This is a genomic window from Natronorubrum amylolyticum (assembly GCF_052040145.1).
GTDB lineage: Archaea > Halobacteriota > Halobacteria > Halobacteriales > Natrialbaceae > Natronorubrum.
The window spans coordinates 135,439-153,917 of sequence record NZ_JBPPFW010000003.1; the positions used below are offsets into that span (position 1 = coordinate 135,439).

Sequence of the window (18,479 nt, forward strand, 5' to 3'; positions counted from 1 at the left end):
CGGTCCCACCGTGCGTTTAGCCGGCACTTGCGCGGGTCGTCACGGGCGACGTGTACAGTTATGAATCCGCGCCGTCGATCGGCGGCAACGTAACCGAGAACGTCGCGCCCGCGCCGGGTTCGGAGTCGACCCAGATCTCGCCGCCGTGACGCTCGACGATGCGCTGACAAAGCGCGAGTCCGATCCCCGTCCCGCCGTGTTGCTCGCGACTGTGTAGGCGGTTGAAAATTTCGAACACGCGCTCCTGATCGTTGGCGTCGATCCCGATCCCCTCGTCGTGAATCGAAAGCTGCCACAGTCGGTCCTTCTTGTCGGCTTCGACGTGGATTCGTGGCGGCTCGTCGCCACTGTACTCGATTGCGTTGCCGAGGAGGTTCTGGAACACCTGCCGAAGCTGGCTGGCGTCGCCCTCCACGCGAGGGAGGTCCTCAGCCGTGATCTCGGCCTCGGACTCCTCGATCCGAAGCTGTAAGTCCTCGACGACGTCCTCGAAGATGGTTTCGAGCTCGATCGGCTCGAAAGACTGCCCTTGCGTCTCGATTCGGGAGTACTCGAGTAGCCCGTCGATCATCTCGCGCATCCGTTCGGCGCCGTCGACGGCGTACGCGATGAACTCCTCGGCGTCGTCGTCGAGCACGTCGCTGTAGCGATCCTCGAGCAACTGGAGGTAGCTCGTCACCATTCGAAGCGGTTCTTGGAGGTCGTGACTGGCGGCGTAGGCGAACTGCTCAAGGCGTTCGTTCGATTCCTCGAGCTTGCGTTCGTGTTTTCGACGTTCGGTGACGTCGCGAACCATTGCGAGCACGTACTCTCGATCCAGTTCGGCGACGGAGAGGTTGACTTCCACCGGGAACGTGGAACCGTCCGCTCGGCGGCGGATCCCGTCGAACGTCGTCGGTCCGTCGCTTCGAACCTCCTCGGCCAACGAGCGCCAGGCGTCGCCGTCGGGAATCTTCTCTTCGAGGTCGGGAACCGACCGTTCCAGAAGCTCGGCTCGCGAGTAGCCTGTTCGTCGGCGAGCCGTCGCGTTGACGTCCAGAACCCGGCCCGTCTCGGGCTCGAGGACGAACACGCTGTCGTTAGAGTAATCGAGCAAGTTCCGAAACAACTCGAGTTCCTGCTCGTGCTGTTTGCGTTCGGTGACGTCTCGATCCGAGACGATAATCGAGACGACGTCGCCGTCGCCGTCCGTAACCGGTCTGAAGAAGCCGCTAAGAGTGTATGCCTCGCCGCTCGGCCGCGTGAGATCGGTTTCGAACTCGACGTACTCGCCGTCGGCCGCTCGTTCGGTCCACTGCTCGATATCCGACTGGACGGCGTCGCCCGCACCCCACCACGGCGTTTTCCAGAACGGGACGCCCCGTACCGCCTCCAGATCGGCGTCGATGTACTCCATCGCCGTCCGATTAATGTCGAGCACCGTTCCATCCGGGTCGAGCAGTCCGACGAGGATGTTCGGATCTTCGAAGACCGCCTCGAACCGGCGGCTCGTCCGCGTGTTTTCGACCGTCGATGCGAGGAGGTTCCCGACGCTCCAAAGAAAGTTCGCGTCGGTCGTGGTAAACTCCCGTTTCTCGACCGTGTACGCGCTCAAAATACCCCACGGCTCTGCTGTCGGGCCGACGACGACGCACACTCCGCTGACGACGTCGTGATCGGCAAGGAGCGTTGGTTCGGAAAACCGGTCTTCGGTACGCAGATCGCCGACGATGACCGCGCCGTCGGTACGGAGCGTGTACGCCGACGGAGACGACGAATCGGTTCCCACAGGTATCGATTCGACTCGTCCGTCTCGCCATCCGGTACCCTGTCGCAGGACGGCTTCGTCGCTGCCGGCACACAACTCGAGGACGGCCCCGTACTCGCAGCCGAGCGCCTCGGTGATCGCAGCCGAGACGTCGCCCATCAACGCATCGAGGTCGTCGGTCTCGAGTGCTTGCTGGCCGAGTTCGGCGACGACCTCCTGCTGACGGATGCGGGGCTGCACGGTCGAATCCGCGTCCGCGGACGGGGGCGGAGACATTCAACTGACAATACGTGGGTAGGTGTAAAAGCGCTTCCGTCACCGACCCCGTTTTCCGATGTACGGGCCGTCACTGAGCCGAACTAATCAGATTGAGGGATTGTGTTGGGCCCGTTAGAGTTGCGCTTATACGCTTGCAGTGTCATGCACGGATATGGCACCAGCAGACGACGAGAGCGATGGCGAAATCGGGGAGACAATCGACATCTTACTGGTCGAGCCGAATCCCGGCGATACGCGCCTCTTCGAGGAGAACTTCAGAGACGCGAAGCTCATGAACGCCGTCCACGCCGTCACCAACGGCGAGAAAGCACTCGAGTTCGTCCACCAGCGCGGCGAGTACGCGGACTCCCCACGACCGGATCTCATCTTGCTCGAGCCACAGCTTCCCGGCCAGAGCGGTATGGAAGTCCTCGCGCAACTGAACGGCGAGCCCCCGCTCCGTGAGATCCCCGTGATCGTGCTCACGAGTTCGGAGGTGGGCGAATCGATCGTCAAGTCTCACGATCTCGAGGCGGACGCCTACATCCAGAAGCCGGTAGAGACCGATGAGTTCATCGAGTTCGTCCAAGAGGTCGAGGAGTTCTGGTTCGCGATCGTCAAAACCGAACCCGCCAACTGACTCTCCGATCGCTCTCTCGGTCGGCCCCGACCAGTCAGCTCTCGTCGTCACACACTAGTTCGCTCGTCCGTTTGTGCATATATTTCGCTCGCCACTGGCGAGAGTGATTTCGCGCGAGTTGACCGTTATCGTCGTCCTCGAGCGGTCGGCTCGAGTTTTGCACAGCATCTACTGGCTTACCGACTCGAGGCCTGTACGCCACAGTGGTCGTACACCGTTTGGAGAACCTGTCACCAGAACGTTTATTTTCGAACTCCGAGTGGATGGTGTATGGCTGCCACGAGTCGCGATCGAACCGACCGCGAACGACTAGCCCTGATCGTTGGTCTTCTCCTCGTCGGTCCCATCGTGGTACATTCCATCGTCGGACCGGAGATACTCACCGTCCTCAGTCTCGTCGCCCTTCTCGCGTTCGCCTACGCGCTTTCTCTGTTCTACCGACTGGTCGTGGTCGTCGAGCGCATCGCCGACAAACTGTAGCTGGACGGTACTGTGGTTCTCACTCGATACGTTCGTTACCGTTTCCTCACGGGCTCATCGCCGTTCGACGGTCCCCCCGCTCTCGAGGAGCAAGATCGCTCACTGGGAACAGATCTCTGTGGCTCGGATACTGCTCGCGACAACAGTATCGACCGAACGCCTCCGAAACCGTGCCACCGGAGGGAATGGATCTGTTGACGGTATCGCTCGAGACTCGAGTTGAGAGTCTGCCAGTGGAGCATTAGCACACGGCCGCAGAAAGCAACTCTCGAGTTCGAGTCGATCCGCTTCGAATACGCACTGCTTAGGGGGTTTGGAAGCAATGAGGGTATGAGTCGGAGGGATTTGAACCACGGTCGCAGCAAGCTGCTCCCTGATTCAAATCCCTCCTCTTGCATTGCTCACCGCTCACGATGTTGTTCGCGGTGAGGAAATGGGGTCGGAGGGATTTGAACCCCCGATCGACTGATATCTCCGGTGCGCCTCGGAACTCCAGAGGGTCATCACACGGACACTGATCAGGTGTCCGATCAGTATATCAGTCTGGAGTGTCGTCCCGGGCGCCGTAGCCTCTGGAGTCAGTCGCCATCCCTGGCTTGGCCACGACCCCTCAAGTCTCAGTTAGGCGATCCTGCCTAAAGTGGTTTCGATTCGGAATCCGCCCTACAGCCACGGGGCCCGACCCTGCGTGTCGGTCGAGTCGTCGCCCGGATACGGTCCCGAGTCGGAGTCGTCGTCGCTCGAGTCTGCATCGTCGGCGTCCGACCCGCCGCCGTCGGTCAGCGCGCCCAGGCTGTCCGTGGGCGAATCGTCGCCGTCGGTTGCGCTGTCACTCGAGTTGCGGTCGAGCGGCAGATCGACCGCGAACACGCCGGCGACGAGCAGCGCGGCCAGTGGCGCCTGTCCGAAGGGCATCCCGAGCATCGACAGCGGGAGCAGTCCGAGGGCGACCGCGCTGCCGAAGCGGAAGCGATCGATGTCCATGCAGCCTCGGAGGTACGGGCCGCCGAGGGCGATGGCGAGTGCGAATGCGACGCCAACTCCGGCAGCGAGCAGGGCGTTTGCGACCTGCGCGGGGTTGTCCATGACGACGAACTCGGCACCCGCGGGATCGATGCTCGCGACGAGGCCGAGACCGATGATGACGACGGGATTCGGGAGGTAGTCGCCGATCGTCGCGCTGGCAGTCTTGGCCGCGATGGCGACGATCACCAGCGCCGCGAACCGTTCGAAGATAACGATATCGAGAACGCTCCCGATCGCCGGCGCCAGAGCCGCCTGTATTCCTGCGAGCAGTATCAGCGGAATTCCGACGAGCATGACGATCGTGGCCTGTTCCCGGGGCGTCCCGGACATCTCCGCGAGGATCACCGCGACCGTGGCGCTGCCACCGAAGATCAGCAGGCCGACCTGGATAGCACCGAGCGGGTCGTCCAGCGCGCCCGCGAGAATCAGCGCCGGGAAGACGCCGTCGATCAGCGGCAGCATCATCACCAGCGCTAACAGACGGGTATCACCACCGACTATTCGCTCGAGACGGAGTGCGACCGGGTGTCGTGACGTACTCATGAGTCAGGCTCGATGGCCATGACCCGAGGCCTGTGGGCAATAGGGTGGACGGTCCCGTCGCGACTGGTGAATCGCACACCAGGTCGTCCAGTTGCGGCCTCGCGCTGTGAATTGTTTTGTGAATTTCCCGAACTGGAGATTGGCGGCGTCACTGTCGACGCTCGTCCGGCCAACGGTTCGGGCAGCACTGAAATTCACAGCGTACATAGCCCTACCGACGACCGGATTCTCAATAAGCGTTGTGTGGGACGCGGTCGCATAACTTGCCGCATTCGCACCACTGGCTGCCAGATGCGGACGGGAATGTACACACCTGCGCTTGACAACTGTAGCTGAGAGCGGGATTCGGTCGACGAACGTCCACTCGAGGGGAGGCCACGATCGGATCACGAGTCTTCCGCCCGGGCCGCGCCTCCGCGTCCGCTACCGCTGTCCTGCACGCGTGGCGCCGTCCCCACCGACGGTCGTGGCCCATCATCGACGGGCATCCGTCCCAGCACCGACGGTCGTCAGCCACACCACCGGCGGCCATTCACGCCGCCAGCCTCGAGAACCCGTGACAGCCGATTCGGATCTCGCAACCCTTTTTGCTCGCGGGTTCGGACGGTTTACATGGCGAACGATATCCCTGAGCAGGAGCCTTATTCTTCGAAATTACGGGTACCGGAAGCGCTAACGTTCGACGACGTCCTCTTGCGTCCGAAAGAGAGTCGTGTCGAACCCGACGACGCGGACCTCACCACGCACGTCTCGAAATCCGTCGAGGTGTCGGTGCCGATCCTTTCGGCCGCGATGGACACCGTCACCGAGAGCGGCATGGCCATCGCGATGGCCCGCCACGGTGGACTGGGGGTCCTCCATCGAAACATGAACATCGACGGGATGGTCGAGGAGATCGAACGGGTCAAGAGCGCCGACGAACTCATCATCCCCCTCGACTCGGTCGTTACCGCCGATCCCGAGATGAGCGTCCGCGAGGTCGACGAACGCATGGCCCGCCAGGGCGTCGGCGGCGCGCCGGTCGTCAACACCCGCGGCGAGGTGCTTGGGATCATCTCGAGTACCGACATCCGACCCCACCTCGAGGTCAACGAGGACGATCCGGTCACCGAAGCGATGACCGACGAGGTCGTGACGGCCTCCGAGGATATCGATCCGCGCGACGCGTTCGATCTGATGTACGAGCACAAGATCGAGCGCGTGCCGGTCGTCGACGACGAGAACCTCCTCGTCGGCCTCGTCACGATGCAGGGCATCCTCCAGCGTCGCGAGTATCAGCAGGCCGTCCGCGACGAGGACGGTCGCCTCCGCTGTGGCGTCGCCGTCAGCCCATTCGAGCAGGAACGAGCCGAGGCCGCCGACGAGGCCGGCGCAGACGTGCTATTTATCGACACCGCCCACGCGCACAACCTGAACGTCATCGACGGCGCTCGAGAGATCAAGGAGTCAGTCGAGGCTGACGTCGTCGTCGGCAACGTCGGAACCCGCGAGGCGGCCGCGGATCTGGTTGACTTCGCGGACGGGATCAAAGTCGGAATCGGCCCGGGATCGATCTGTACGACCCGAATCGTCTCGGGCTCCGGTATGCCACAGATCACGGCCGTCGCACAGGTCGCAGACGTCGCGAGCGAACACGACGTACCCGTCATCGCCGACGGCGGAATTCGGTACTCCGGCGACGCGATCAAGGCGGTCGCCGCCGGCGCGGACGCCGTCATGCTTGGGTCCTACTTCGCCGGCACCGACGAGGCACCGGGCCGCGTCGTCACGATGAACGGCAAGAAGTACAAACAGTACCGCGGAATGGGATCGGTGGGCGCGATGAAATCCGGCGACAGCGACCGATACCTCAAGGAAGAGCCTGACGAGGACGACGAGTACGTGCCGGAAGGCGTCGAGGCCGCGACGCCGTACAAGGGCACGCTCAAGTCCGAACTCCACCAGCTTGCGGGCGGGATGCAGTCCGGCATGGGCTACGTCGGCGCCGAGACGATTCCCGAGTTCAAAGAGCGCAGCGAGTTCGTCCGCGTCTCCGCGGCCGGCCAGGCCGAGAGCCACGCCCACGATGTCGTCATCACCGACGAAGCGCCGAACTACTCGCCCGACAGCGAGTGATCCCCTCCGTTCGAAGAGTCGAACCCGCAGTCGATCACCTTGCTCGGCTTCGACCGTGAGCTTGCGGCGGGTGCGTACTGAGCGCGTTTTTTGAATGCGGTCGTGGTAGTCCTCGTATGACCGATGAGAAAGTGGCGGTCGTAACAGCGGCGGGAAGCGGTATCGGAGAAGCCTGTGCCCGGCGGCTGAACGAGGACGGCTACACGCCAGTTCTGTTGTCGCGGTCGGGGAGCGCCGTCGACGTCGCGAACGACCTCGGCGGAGACGGGTTCGAGGGCTCGGTGAGCGATCCAGATGACTTAGCGGCCCTCGTCGAAACGACGGCCGAACGCTACGGTCGCATCGACGCGGTGGTGAACAACACGGGTCACCCGCCATCCGGGGACCTCCTCGAGATTTCGGACGAGGAGTGGCACGAGGGGCTGGACCTCGTGCTGTTGAACACCGTGCGTATGGCCCGACTCGTCACGCCGATCATGGACGAACAAGGCCGCGGGTCGATCGTGAATATCTCCACGTTTTCGGCGTTCGAACCGTCGAGCGAGTTCCCCGTATCGTCGGTTCTTCGGGCCGGTCTCGGTAGTTTTACCAAACTCTACGCCGACCGATACGCGGCGAACGGAATCCGGATGAACACGGTTCAGCCAGGATTCGTCGATAGCTACGACGTCGACGAGGAGACGAACGCGCGAATTCCGATGGGGAGACCGGCGCGAACCGCAGAGATAGCAGACGCAGTCGCGTATCTGCTCTCGCCCGCATCGAGCTACGTCACCGGACAGAATATCCGCGTCGATGGGGGGCTGACAGCGTCCGTGTGACATCTCCTCGCGGTAAACAGCGATAGACGTCACTATAGCTCCGATCGCCGGATCTTTCCAGTCGTCGTGGTCGGCAGTTCGTCGCGGAACTCGAGTTCCCGCGGGTACTCGTACTCGGCCAGTCGCTCCCGGACGAGGTCCCGAATCTCCTCGCGCAACTCGTCCGTTCCCGTCGCGCCGTCTACAGGCTGGACGACCGCCCTGATGATCTCGCCCCGGGTCTCGTCAGGAACGCCGACGACGCCAACCTGTGCGACGGCCTCGTGTCCGAGAATCGTCTCTTCGACCTCCCGCGGCGCGACGCGGTAGCCGCTGGTGATGATGAGGTCGTCGTCTCGCGAACTGAACCAGTAATAGCCGTCCTCGTCCCGTTCGGCCAGGTCGCCAGTGAGATGCCAGACGTCCCCATCCGGACCGTCCTCCAGCGTCACCGCCGCCGTCTTTTCGGGAGCGTTCCAGTACGCCTCGAAAATCACCGGATCGTCGCCGCGACGGACGGCAATCTCGCCGATTTCACCCGACCCAACCCGCTCACCCGTCTCCGAGTCGACGACGGCAACGTCGTGGCCCAGCACCGGCTTCCCCATACTGCCCGGCTTCGCGGGGAACCACTCCCGGCAGTTGGTCACGAGCAGGTTCGCCTCCGTCTGCCCGTAGAGTTCGTTGACGACCACGCCCGAAAGCGCCTCGTCGGCCCACTCGAGGATCTCCCCGGTCAGCGGTTCGCCGCCGGAACAGATCGCCTCGAGCGAGAGGTCGTACCGCTTGCTCGGTTCGTCGACACCCATTAGCATCCGAATCGCCGTCGGCGGGATGAAGGCGTCGGTGACGTTGAAGGCGGCCATGATCTCGTAGGCGCGTTCGGGGTCGAACGACCCCATCGGATACCCTACCACTGGCTGACCGTAGTGCCAGGCCGGGAAGACGAGGTCGCCGAGCGCGCCGATCCAGGCCCAGTCGGCGGGCGTCCAGTAGACGCCGTCGCGAACATCGCGCTCGAAGTACATCGCAAACGCCGGACAGTGCCCGAGCCAGACGCCGTGCGTGTGGAGGACGCCCTTCGGCTCGCCGGTGCTGCCGCTCGTATACATGATGATCGCGGGCGTGTCGGCGTCCGTATCGGCCAGTTCGAACGCCGACTCGTCCCAGTCAACGGCGTCCGCGAACCGCTCCACGGTCACGTCGCCGATGGCCTCCGCATCGATAGCACTCCCCGAATTCCCGACGACGAGGACGGACTCGAGTCGGGGGCAGTCCGGTGCGACCTCGCACACCGTCTCCCACTGGCTCGCGTCGACGACGGCCACCCGGGCTTCGCTGTCGGTCAGCCGGTAGCGGAGGGAGTCGTCGCCAAAGAGCACCGACAGCGGGAGCGAAATCGCGCCCAGCTTCCAACAGGCGAGGTGCGTGAGGACGTTCGCCGGCTTCTGGGGGACGACGACGGCGACGCGATCACCGTACTCGACCCCGCGGGCCTCGAGAGCGTTGGCAACGGCGCTCGAGCGCGCGTCGAGGTCGGCGAACGTGTACACCTCGTGGCCGTCCGCCGACGACAGCTGATAGAGCGCGACCTGCTCGTCGTCGTGCTTGCCGACCAGATCCGCGGCCGCGTTGAACCCCGGTGGAACGTCCCACGAGAACGACTCGCGAGCCTCGTCGTACGTCTCGCCATCGGTCGTGACGTAGTACGTCATATACTGGTGATTGGTTACACATACCACAAAAGAACTACCGCCGTGACCAGTTTCGACGGCGGCAGATGCCGGCCGTGAAGGAATCTCCTGCGACCCCGAGCTACGGATCGACGGCCGGCGTCGAGAACGCCCCTTCGTCGATTTCGGCGTCGTACTCCTCGAGTGCGGTCCGCACGAGTTCGAACACGCCGCGTTTGCTCCAGCGGGCGGTGTTGATCGAGAGGTCGTAGAACTCCCGTTCGTCGATGTCGATCTGGTAGTACGACTGGTAGCGGCCGGCCTCGCTGACCTCGCGGACGCGCATTTCGGCTTCGGTTTCGACGCGGTCCTCGATCCGGTCCGCGCGAACGTCCTCGGGTGCGTCGAGCCAGATGCGGAGATCGGCCCGCTCGCCGGCCAGCCAGCCGGCGAGGCGGGACTCGAGGATGAAGGGTTTGTTCGCCGTCCCCCACTTCTCGGCGATCTGTTGGAGGCGCTGATCGAGCGCGCGGTCGATCTCCTCGGAGGAATCCGCCTGCGCCGTCAGCTGGTTGAGATTCATGCCGCGATCCTCGGCGATCTCGCGGAAGATGTCGCCGCCGGAGACGTACGGACAGCCCATCGCGTCGGCCAGTTGGTCACAGAGCGTCGTCGCGCCACAGCCCGGTGGTCCGGAGACCGTGATAAACAGTGTCGTGTCGATCTCGCCCACCGCCGTCGGGTCCGTAGACATACGTGCTTGCTCACGGCTCTGCGTGAAAAACGGTCCGACTGGTCGCACGCTAAAAGAGCGACCAGCGCGGCGTATCGAGTTCGATGTCGACGTGCTCGAGTCGCGAATCCGCCTCGAGGCTAGCTACGACGTCCTCTTGTGGGTCAGCCTGACTGGTACTGACGAGCGTCATCTGGCCGCCGTACCGTGTGTCTTCGAGGTCCGCTTCGGACCACTCGAGTTCGAGTCTGGCGCGGCGAAACCGAGTCCCCTCGACGTGACGGATCGACTCGAGGGCCTCGAGTGGGATGGCGAAGTTCTCCTCGGCGAGGTCGATTAGTTCCTCGAGGTGGCTGTCCTCGAGGACGGCCCGGTCGCGTTCACCCATGTCCGCGCGCAACAGCATGGAGCGGTAGGACTGGCCGACGTAACACCAGACGAGTCGCTCGTCGGTGAGGACCAGTTCCCAGAACTCGATGGAGTTCGGGCGCTGGCGGAGCCACCGCGTGAGTTGTGTGATCGGTTCTTCGGTGTGCGTCATCATCGTTCGAAGAGCGCGTGCAGGTCACTCGGGAGTTCCTCACCGTCCTGAGTCGCGATCGAGACGAAGATGAACACGATGATCGCGACCAGCAGTCCGATCGCTTCCGCCGGAACCTCCGCGGGGTAGGGGTAGGTCGCCATGACCATTTCGTTGAGCGAGGCAGCCCAGCCAGCATCGGTAACCTCCGCGAGTTCGGGCGGAACGTTGTAGACGATGTTGAATACCATGCCGACGACGAGCGAGGCAATTGCTCCCTGCTTCGTCGCCCCTTTCCAGTTGAGTCCTAACACCACCACCGGGACGAACGCGGCGGCGAAGAAGCCCCAGCTGATCGCCCCGAGGATGCCGACCAGCGCTTGCGAGTAGAAGACGACGATCGTCGAGAGCACCGTTAGCATGGCGAGCGCGGCTTGCGTCACGCGGAGTTCGGTTTTATCGTCCGTGATCGGCCGACCGAGCGCGCGCGGAATGTCCCGCGAGATGGCCGCCGCCCCGATGTTGAGGAACGAGTCGCTCGTCGACATGATCGCCGCGAGCAACGCGGCGAGGATCAGCCCCGCGATGACGCTCCCCGTGTGATCGAGGACGAAGACCGGACCGACCTCGGATGCGGAGAACGTTTCCGAGATCTCGCCGGCTTCGACCATCGCGCGCATCGAGAGCCCCGCCGAAAAGGCGATCAGACTCGAGATGGCGTAGGAGATGGCCGCGATGGGCGCACCCCACTTCAGGATCTTCATGTCGCGGCTCATGTAGAACTTCGTGATGAGGTGGGGCTGTCCGGCCGCACCGATGGAGAACAGCATCCACCACGAAATGCCGACGAGGACGGCGACGGCGGGCGCACCCAGCGCGCCGAACGGCGAGATGAGGTTCGGATCCGCGCTGGCGAGGTTCTGCGAGATGGTTCCCATCCCGCCGCCGAACGACATCGCGTAGGCGAAGACGAATCCCGCGCCGACGATCATCGTAATCGCCTGCAGGAAGTCGGTCCAGACGCCGGCGATCATCCCGCCGAGCATGCTGTACAGGAGGAGAATGAGCGCGCCACCGAGCAGGCCCCAGATGAGTGGAATGCCGAAGATGGCGCGCATGACGAACTGCAGCGCGGCCAGGTTGACCGCGAGATAGGCGACGACCCCCAACGCGACGGCGACGCCGCCGAGTCCGCGGACCCACTCGCTCTCGTAGCGGACGTACATCGCGTCCGGCAGGGTCAACACGTTGCGGATGTCCGCGAGAATTCGCATTCGCTTTGCGAGGACGATCCACGTGAGCAGGAAGCCGAGCGGTGCCGTAAAGAAGATCCAGAGCGCGGTCGTCCCGAACGAGTAGACCAGTTCGGGACCGCCGACGAAACCGAATCCGGACTGGATCACCGAGAACGCGGTCAGCGCGAGGACCCAGGTTCCGATGCTCTTGCCCGTGATCAGGAAGTCGCTCGTCGATTCGGTCTGCATCCAGCCCCAGGCGCCGATCGCGATAACGATGAGGAGGTAGGCTGCTCCGAAGCCGATGATAACGGGGTCGTCGGCCACCGGAATTCCCTCCTCCTGTAGCGGCATCGGAACCAACGAGAGCAGCGAGAGCGCGTTACTCATCGCCCTCACCTCCGGTCGTCACTTCACCGCCGTCGGCCGTCTCGGCAGCTCGTGTCGGCTGCTCCGGCGCCAGCGGGAACGACTCCTGGCGCTGTCGTTCGCGGGCCGATTCGATGATGTCGTCGACGATCTCGTCGCTCGCGATCCGATCGAAGATCAGCGAGTAGTAGATCGCGGCGGTCAGCGGTAACAGCCAGATGAATCCGAAGTAGATGAGCGTCGAGACCGGAACTCCGAGCACGTAGCTGTACTCCGCGGTGCCCGGTTCCCACGTCAACCAGATTCCGCCGAGACCGATCAGAAAGAACGTCGCCAGTGCACCGATCAGCCCGGTATACGGGGCGAAATCCGGATCCCCGTCGCTTCGTTCGATCGTCGCGGACGCGATCACCGTGAGGATGACCGCCGCCCCGACGAAAGAAAACACCCTGTACAACTCGAGACTCGCCGTAATCAGTGCGATCAGTGAAAGTACACCGAGCGCACCCATCGTTCGATTTCGTGCCATTGTGTTGGTAACTCGTGTCGAAGTCGCTTCGCGTTCGATTCGGTCCTCCCCGCCGTACAACCCATTGCCGGGAGATCGCTCCCGATTCCAGTGATCGTCACTACAGCGGTACGCCACAGCCCGCTCGAGCGAACTCTCCGTTGGTGACCACCACGATACTACATGCCACGCTCTATACCCCCGAGAATGTGCTTGTTAACATGTCAATAGACACCTCGAGACAGGGCTCGAAGCGATCCTCGAGCGGTCGCTTTGGAAGCGAGTGTATCGACGACAGAGCCGCAGAAACGCCGAAGTTTGGGTTCCGTATTATCCGATCGTGAACGCGTTGTCGCACGCGGTACAGGTCATTCGGAACGCCCCCTCGTCGGTGAGCTCGAGTCCGTGTCCGACCTCCTCCTCACAATCCTGGCAGAAGATCATCGACTCGATCTGGTCCCAGTCGTGTTGGGCGCCGGGTGCACCGAAGGCGAAGCCGACGACCGGATCGTCGCCGTCGTTGTATCCCTGCTGGAACTCCCCCGGTGCGAACCGAATGACTTCGTCTTCTGCGACGGTTACCTCCCCCTCCTCGGTGTCGAACGTCGCGGTCCCAGATTGCACGTAGAACACCTCCTCTTGGTCGTGGTGGGTGTGATAGCCGCCGGAGAAGGACTCGCCGGACTCGAGTTCGAAGTAGTTCATCGCGAAGTCCGTGAATCCGAGCGCCTTCGAGACCGGCCGTCTGATCGAGTGGACGTCCATCGGGTTCGTCTCGATGTCGACGTCGTCGATTGCAGTTTTCTCCATACGTGCCTGTGTTTTCCGCTCGTCTCATAAAACCGTACGGTAGTGTATTCCAAGCACACTGAGACGGCACGCGGAGCCGCGAAGAGTAACGCCTACGTTCGCTCGCTCCCGAGCACCGGGTGTGAACCGCCGTACGCTACTTCAGTCCGCCGGAGTGGCGGCCGCCGTCGGGCTCGCGGGCTGTGTCGACGGCGTCCAGGAGCACTTCGGGCTGCAGGGTATCATCCCGATCGAAATCCACAACGAGGGCGATACCGCCCGGAACCTGCGCCTTCAGGCTCGAGAGCGCAACGGAGGCCGCGAGAGCTACGAGCAGAGCTACTCGGTCGGTCCGGGCGAGACCGTCGGTCCGCCCCACCTCGACGAGACGGAACAGAGCTTCCGCGCCGCCATCGTCGAGAACGAGGAAGAGGCGACGGTCAGAGCGGTCTCGATCACGCCCGACACCTCCCTCGTCGTGATCCGAATCTCCGATGACGACCTCGTCGTCGAAGTCCAGCGCAGTGAGGGCGAGGACGAGATCGCGGACGGAACGGAGGGCGCGGAGGGCGCAGACGATGCGGACGACGAGCCAAGCGAGGAAAACGGAGACGATAGCGACGAGAACGAAACCGACTCCGACGACTAGGCGCGTTCTTGGTACTGTTTTACCAGTAGATCGTAGCGCGATTTCTTTATTCGTTCTCACACCTAAAACTGAAGCTGGCGATTCGGCAACTACAGTTGCGAACCGAACGTGGCGACTTCTATCAGCTACCCGACGATGTTAGCGGATACATGCTGAATACAAGGCGTGTACTACACGACCATTCCCGGTGGGCAAAGCCGTAACTTCGTCCGCAATGGTGACGAGAAAGAACACGAGAAAAGAGATTTCTTGAGCGACGGTTACTTCCGAAAAGGTCTCATCACAGCCGCCGCTTGTTGTTTTCGTCGTATGCTCGGAGGTCCTGCGCCGCGAGTTCGACCGTTCGTTCGATGCGCTTTTGCTTGGTCTCGTCCGTCTTAGCCTCCTCGACGGCCGCGATGAAGGCGTGCTGGTCCGTGTTCGAGAAGTTCTGGAAGTTCTCCCAGGCGGCCTCGTTCTCACGGATCGCCGTCTCGAGTTCGGCCGGAATCTCGTGGTCGTCGGCTAACCGGTACGCCGCGCCCCACTCGCCCGACTCCTTCGCCGCTTTGACGAGTTCCATTCCGGCCGGGGTCATCTTCCCCGCCTCGACCATCGTCTCAACCCGCTCCTTGTTCGCCTTCGACCACTTGCTGTCGGGTCTCCTGGGCGTGAACCGGCGTTTGTACGTCTCGTCGTCGATGCCCTTGATGAGACCGTCGATCCACCCAAAACAGAGCGCTTCCTTGACCGACTCGCCGTAACCGATGCCAGACTGTTCGGCGTCGGCCTTGTAGTACCCAACCCACAGCTTATCGGCCGTCTCGTGGTGCTCCTCCAGCCAGGTGCGGAACTCGTTGCGAGATTCGAAGAACACTGGGCCCATGATTCAAGAAAGACATCCCGCGTCTATAATCCCACTCCGAATGTGGGCGCCAGTGGAGATTCTCAGAAGATTGGAGAGGTGAAGCATGGTTTCGGTAACGCCTTCGCCTATACTTACCACAGGTTTCGCACCGGACTCTGAATAACGAAACCGTGCTCCCAGCTACTGTGACGGATATCTACCCTACCGCAGGTATATCGGGGAAACGGCTTAGAATCGCTCTACCGACGGGTTTCAGGGATACGGATGGTACGCCCGCTCGAGTCGCGGCTCGAACCCGAGATCGTCCGGCACCGTCCGCGCCCGCTCGCCGAAGAACGGCTCGCCGGTGAACAGCGGCTGTGCACCCGGAACCACGACGCGGACGGCCTCGAAGCCGACGCGCTCGACGTCTCGCGTCGTCAGTCGCGCCGCGTAGGGCGTCAGGTCGACGTCGGTCGTCCGCGAGACGAGTTCCTCGAGCGCCTCTCGACCCGACGGCACCGGGTCCGGACCGACGCTTTCGGCCGGCATCGTCCGCTCGACGTCGACGAACGATTGAACGGGTTCCGGGAACGCGGCGTACTCGCCGATCGAGCCGGAGGCGTCGGCGGCCTCTTCGGGACCGAGGCCGCGCAGTTCCGTCCAGTTCTGCAGCGCCTCCTCGAGCGCCGAGCGCGCGGCGACGGTGGCGTCGAGCCCGGCCGCGGAGCCGACGGCAAAGGCCGGCCACTCGTCGTCGGTCGGCTCGAGATCCTCCGCAAGCGTCTCCGGATTTCGGTGGACGGCGACGGCGACCACGGGGACGTCGATATCCTGCGTGACGAGCAACGGTGTCACCGACAGCCCCTCGCTTCGGGCCCGGCGCTCGAGAACGTCGAAGGCATCGTCTTCGACCGATAGGCCGAGCGGCTCGAACGAGGAGTACCACGCGAGCATCGTCGCGTCGCGCTCGAGCACCTCCGTCAGCCCCGACAGCAGCGCATCGACGGTGGAGGAGCCGAGTCCAAGCCCGGTCGTAATCGCCGGGAGCAGTCGCTCGCCGGGCTGGGGGAACTGGACCGCCGCAGCGGGTAGATGGACCGACTCGCCGGTCGCGAGGTCCTCGCCGGGAACCCACCGGTGTTCGTCGCTCGCGTCGTACGCGGGCGCGTCCTCGGGCCGCACGAGGTCGGTGGGTGAGACCGCGTTCTCGAGGTCGTCCTCGCTCGCGTGAACGAACTCGCTGTCGCGATAGACGCCGGCGCAGTAGCGCTCGAGGCCCTCGCCGACGGCTTTCATCAGCGCCGCGTTCCAGTCGTCGGCGACGCCGGCGGCCTGGCTGGGCGCGCTCGCGTCGCTGAACGTCGACGTCTCCGCCATCGTCGCGAGGTAGTACGGGACCGGGAACGACGCTACCTCGCCGATGCTCGAGACGACGCCGACCCGGTCGTCGATCGCCGCTTCGGCGTGCTCGACGGCCGCATCGAGCCCGAGCGTGTCGTCGTCGCGCTCGAGCGTTCGATCCCGCTCGCCGTCCTGACAGTCACAGCCCGGCACCGGCAGCACGCGTCGTCGCTGGTGTGGAAGTTCGACGACGTGGCCGATCACCGACGCCTCGTCGCCCGAGAGGACCCGAACGCACTCCCGGCCGGCGACCGCGCCGGCTAATCGCGCCGCGCTGCGGTCTCCCGTCGGTTGGGCTGTCGTCGTTCCCTCCTCGATATTCGACGCGACGCGGTGGCGGAGACAGTCGAAACAGCCGGTCGCGGCGGCGAATCCCGAGACGGCTGCGTCGACCGTCGCGAGCGACTGCCCGCCGACGCCGCCGATCTCGACGGCGATCCACGGGGTGCCGCCCGCTCGAGCGGCCTCGTTCGCCCGGTCGAAGGTGGCCGAGCCCGCGACGTCGCTCACGATCGCGAACCGGGCGTCCGCGATCTCGTCAGCACTGGCGTTGACGACCGAAACGTCGACGTCTCCGAGCGCGGCGACGACGGCCGCGCGAACCGGATCGTCGCCGACGACGTGAATATCCATACCCGGACAGTCACAGGCCGGCATCAAAAACGCCGCGCTCGGCGGCCGTCTCGTGGCCGACCTCGAGCCCTCGAACCGGGTGCCATCGACCCGTCGAACCGGCCGACTCCGACCCGACATCTGCAGGCCGCCACGGTTTGTCGCTGGTCGACGTTGCTAGCGTAGATTCATGGCTTCCACACGAGCGCACGCCGACCGAACGGAACTGCTGAAGAACGCTGGCGTCGTCACCACGGCGATCGACGGCGTCATGGAGTTCTCAAAGGGACACCGCAAGAGCGGGGTCCTGTTGCTCGGCGCCGCCGCCCTCTCGTCGCGGATTCCGGGGCTCGGAACGGCCACCTCACTGCTCCTGCGAGCGTACCGACGGCTCCGATAGCGAGCATTGGTACCGAGAGCTGCCGAAATTGACGGCCACCGGAGAATCGAACCGAACTACTCGTCGTCCCGAAGCCGCTCGAGGACCTCTTCTGCGTTTTCGACAGCCTGCTCTTTTTTGGCGGGGTAGGCCTCGACCTTTCCGCGGAAGGTGATTCCGGTGCCCAATCGAACGTCGCCTGCGAAGGCGCCCTGTTTGTCGAGTCGCAAGAAGAGTTCGGTGTTCTCGGTGACTCGCTCGTCGAGTTCGTCGATCAGGTCGTCGAACGACTCGAGGTCGGCCAGCCGCGAGAGCACGTGGCGGACCTCGTCCGCTCGCTCGACGCGGGCCGAGAGGACGAGGATGCGGTCGCCGAAGTGGCCCTCGCTCTCGGTGCGCTCGATCTCGAACTCCTCGGGGAGGAAGGTTCTGAGCGCCTCCTCGACGCGTTTCTCGTCCTCGGTGGCGTAACAGAACGTGCGTAGGTCGACGTAGTGAAGCGGGATCTGTGGCATCTGGGTCCGTCCGTAACTGGTGCGGTTCGAGCGGGTGGCTCGTCGCTAGTCGCTCGCTTACTCTTCGTCTTCGTCCGTGTCGTCGTCCTCGTCGGCTTCCTCGAGGGCGTCCTCGGGAACGCCGGTCTCCTGGCCGTCCTCGAAGCTGATGGTGTAGGTGACGTCGCCGAACATCGACTCCATCGTCTGCGTGATGGTGCCGGTCTCTCCGTCGAACTCGCTGTGCTCGTCGTGCAGGACGACGCTGTCGTCTTCGTCGAAGCTCATAGCCCTGAGTTCCCCGCCATCGCGTAAAAAGGGACTGATTTGGATGTCCAGTTCTTGAAGACTTCAAGAAGAGACAGGCCCTGATTCACGCTAATCTACGGCGTTCCTCCAAAAGATCCTTCTGGTATATCCAGAGCCGCGAGGAGCAAGGTCTTCGAGGCGTAGGGTGTAGGGAAAGACAAGCGAATATCCCTCTCCAAAATCTCTGCGCTCAAAAGACAATAACAATACTGTGATTATGGATGACGACCATTAAAATATCTGATACATTTAGATCAGATGCTCTCGAGTATTGATGGATCAACAGACTTCTCGATCCCACGCACTCGAGACGATTCGGTGATGGGAATGCAATGTGTCGGTGGAAACAGATGCGATGCTGAGGAGCAGG

18 protein-coding genes and 1 tRNA gene are annotated in these 18,479 nt (G+C 63.4%); 6 read left to right on the top strand and 13 right to left on the bottom strand.

Features of this window, described 5'->3' with window-relative positions; translation table 11 throughout:
• Nucleotides 1-58 precede the first annotated feature (58 nt).
• Nucleotides 59-2,023 (bottom strand): ATP-binding protein, encoded by a 1,965-nt coding sequence (locus ACSFDB_RS12020; RefSeq protein WP_440771230.1) that lies wholly within the window; start codon nt 2,021-2,023, stop codon nt 59-61.
• Between the two features lie 154 nt (nt 2,024-2,177).
• Here ACSFDB_RS12020 and ACSFDB_RS12025 point away from each other — a divergent pair, with 154 nt between their 5' ends.
• Entirely contained in the window at nt 2,178-2,645 is a 468-nt protein-coding gene (locus ACSFDB_RS12025; RefSeq protein ID WP_440771231.1) for a response regulator, read from the top strand.
• A 270-nt stretch (nt 2,646-2,915) separates the two neighbouring features.
• Entirely contained in the window at nt 2,916-3,125 is a 210-nt protein-coding gene (locus ACSFDB_RS12030) for a hypothetical protein (protein WP_440771232.1), read from the top strand.
• Nucleotides 3,126-3,559: 434 nt separating this feature from the next.
• Here ACSFDB_RS12030 and ACSFDB_RS12035 read toward each other — a convergent pair.
• A tRNA-Trp gene (locus tag ACSFDB_RS12035) sits at nt 3,560-3,735 on the bottom strand.
• Between the two features lie 53 nt (nt 3,736-3,788).
• A complete protein-coding gene (locus ACSFDB_RS12040) occupies nt 3,789-4,694 on the bottom strand; it encodes a DUF5794 domain-containing protein (RefSeq protein WP_440771233.1) in 906 nt (301 codons plus the stop codon).
• A gap of 612 nt (nt 4,695-5,306) precedes the next feature.
• On the opposite strand from ACSFDB_RS12040, the gene guaB reads away from it, so the two are divergent.
• Nucleotides 5,307-6,809 (top strand): IMP dehydrogenase, encoded by a 1,503-nt coding sequence (gene guaB / locus ACSFDB_RS12045; RefSeq protein WP_440771234.1) that lies wholly within the window; start codon nt 5,307-5,309, stop codon nt 6,807-6,809.
• Between the two features lie 116 nt (nt 6,810-6,925).
• Nucleotides 6,926-7,630: an SDR family oxidoreductase gene (locus ACSFDB_RS12050; protein WP_440771235.1), complete on the top strand. Its 705-nt coding sequence runs from the start codon at nt 6,926-6,928 to the stop codon at nt 7,628-7,630.
• 32 nt (nt 7,631-7,662) lie between these two features.
• Here ACSFDB_RS12050 and ACSFDB_RS12055 read toward each other — a convergent pair whose 3' ends face one another.
• The 6 genes from ACSFDB_RS12055 to ACSFDB_RS12080 form a co-directional block, all read right to left on the bottom strand.
• Complete coding sequence (locus ACSFDB_RS12055) at nt 7,663-9,324, bottom strand: acetate--CoA ligase (protein WP_440771236.1); 1,662 nt, start codon at nt 9,322-9,324, stop codon at nt 7,663-7,665.
• Between the two features lie 100 nt (nt 9,325-9,424).
• Nucleotides 9,425-10,036: a (d)CMP kinase gene (cmk, locus tag ACSFDB_RS12060; protein ID WP_440771237.1), complete on the bottom strand. Its 612-nt coding sequence runs from the start codon at nt 10,034-10,036 to the stop codon at nt 9,425-9,427.
• A 49-nt stretch (nt 10,037-10,085) separates the two neighbouring features.
• Nucleotides 10,086-10,559, bottom strand: coding sequence for a hypothetical protein (locus ACSFDB_RS12065; protein ID WP_440771238.1), 474 nt, complete (start codon nt 10,557-10,559; stop codon nt 10,086-10,088).
• Entirely contained in the window at nt 10,556-12,160 is a 1,605-nt protein-coding gene (locus tag ACSFDB_RS12070; RefSeq protein ID WP_440771239.1) for a sodium/proline symporter, read from the bottom strand. The genes ACSFDB_RS12065 and ACSFDB_RS12070 overlap by 4 nt, the downstream gene beginning before the upstream one ends.
• Nucleotides 12,153-12,668, bottom strand: a complete 516-nt coding sequence (locus tag ACSFDB_RS12075) for a hypothetical protein (protein ID WP_440771240.1) — start codon at nt 12,666-12,668, stop codon at nt 12,153-12,155. Before ACSFDB_RS12075 ends, ACSFDB_RS12070 begins: the two co-directional genes overlap by 8 nt.
• Nucleotides 12,669-12,977: 309 nt before the next feature.
• Entirely contained in the window at nt 12,978-13,457 is a 480-nt protein-coding gene (locus ACSFDB_RS12080) for a cupin domain-containing protein (RefSeq protein WP_440771241.1), read from the bottom strand.
• Between the two features lie 121 nt (nt 13,458-13,578).
• Between ACSFDB_RS12080 and ACSFDB_RS12085 the strand changes: the two genes are divergently transcribed.
• On the top strand, nt 13,579-14,085 hold the full coding sequence (locus ACSFDB_RS12085) for a hypothetical protein (protein WP_440771242.1): 507 nt from the start codon (nt 13,579-13,581) through the stop codon (nt 14,083-14,085).
• A 280-nt stretch (nt 14,086-14,365) separates the two neighbouring features.
• Here ACSFDB_RS12085 and ACSFDB_RS12090 read toward each other — a convergent pair whose 3' ends face one another.
• Nucleotides 14,366-14,950: a YdeI/OmpD-associated family protein gene (locus ACSFDB_RS12090; RefSeq protein ID WP_440771243.1), complete on the bottom strand. Its 585-nt coding sequence runs from the start codon at nt 14,948-14,950 to the stop codon at nt 14,366-14,368.
• Between the two features lie 234 nt (nt 14,951-15,184).
• Entirely contained in the window at nt 15,185-16,948 is a 1,764-nt protein-coding gene (locus tag ACSFDB_RS12095) for a YcaO-like family protein (RefSeq protein WP_440771244.1), read from the bottom strand.
• A 169-nt stretch (nt 16,949-17,117) separates the two neighbouring features.
• Between ACSFDB_RS12095 and ACSFDB_RS12100 the strand changes: the two genes are divergently transcribed.
• Nucleotides 17,118-17,327 (top strand): hypothetical protein, encoded by a 210-nt coding sequence (locus ACSFDB_RS12100; protein WP_440771245.1) that lies wholly within the window; start codon nt 17,118-17,120, stop codon nt 17,325-17,327.
• A gap of 56 nt (nt 17,328-17,383) precedes the next feature.
• Here ACSFDB_RS12100 and ACSFDB_RS12105 read toward each other — a convergent pair whose 3' ends face one another.
• Nucleotides 17,384-17,821, bottom strand: coding sequence for an RNA-binding protein (locus tag ACSFDB_RS12105; protein WP_440771246.1), 438 nt, complete (start codon nt 17,819-17,821; stop codon nt 17,384-17,386).
• A gap of 57 nt (nt 17,822-17,878) precedes the next feature.
• Nucleotides 17,879-18,088, bottom strand: coding sequence for a DUF1918 domain-containing protein (locus ACSFDB_RS12110; protein WP_440771247.1), 210 nt, complete (start codon nt 18,086-18,088; stop codon nt 17,879-17,881).
• Between the last annotated feature and the right edge of the window lie 391 nt (nt 18,089-18,479).